Genomic DNA, 522 nt, shown 5'->3' on the forward strand with positions numbered 1-522 from the left:
GACAGCAACCCGAAGGTTCCGAACGCGAACGATCACTTCGAGCCTGGCTACGAAGATGGTTCGGGTAAGCCGGGTAGCGACGTTAAGATCGATGCTCCGAAGTTCACCGACAAGGACGGTAAGGACACTAAGGCTCCTGAGGGCACGAAGTTCACCCCTGGTGAGAACGTGCCTGATGGTGTGAAGATTGACGAGAACACTGGTGAGATCACCGTTAGCATCCCTGAGGATGCTAAGCCTGGTGACAAGATCACTGTTCCGGTTGTTGTGACTTACCCGGATGGCACGAAGGACACCGTTGACGTCACCGTCACGGTGACTGATAAGGATGCCGGCCTGTACGAGCCTGCGTATGAGGGCAAATTGGTTGTTCCTGGTGAGGAGACCAAGTCGTCCCCGTCGTTCACTGGCAAGGACGATAAGGACGTCAAGGCTCCTGAGGGTTCGAAGTTCAAGATCACTGACGGCTTCACTGCTCCTGAGGGCTATGAGGTCAAGATTGATGAGAACACCGGTGAGATC

General features: G+C 54.8%; 1 protein-coding gene. It reads left to right on the plus strand.

From position 1 onward, the window contains the following. The coding region (locus HMPREF1484_RS11660) for a YPDG domain-containing protein (protein WP_016663547.1) at positions 1-522 on the plus strand (522 nt) is incomplete at both ends.

Source organism: Dermabacter sp. HFH0086 (assembly GCF_000413375.1).
Classification (GTDB): Bacteria; Actinomycetota; Actinomycetes; order Actinomycetales; family Dermabacteraceae; genus Dermabacter; species Dermabacter hominis.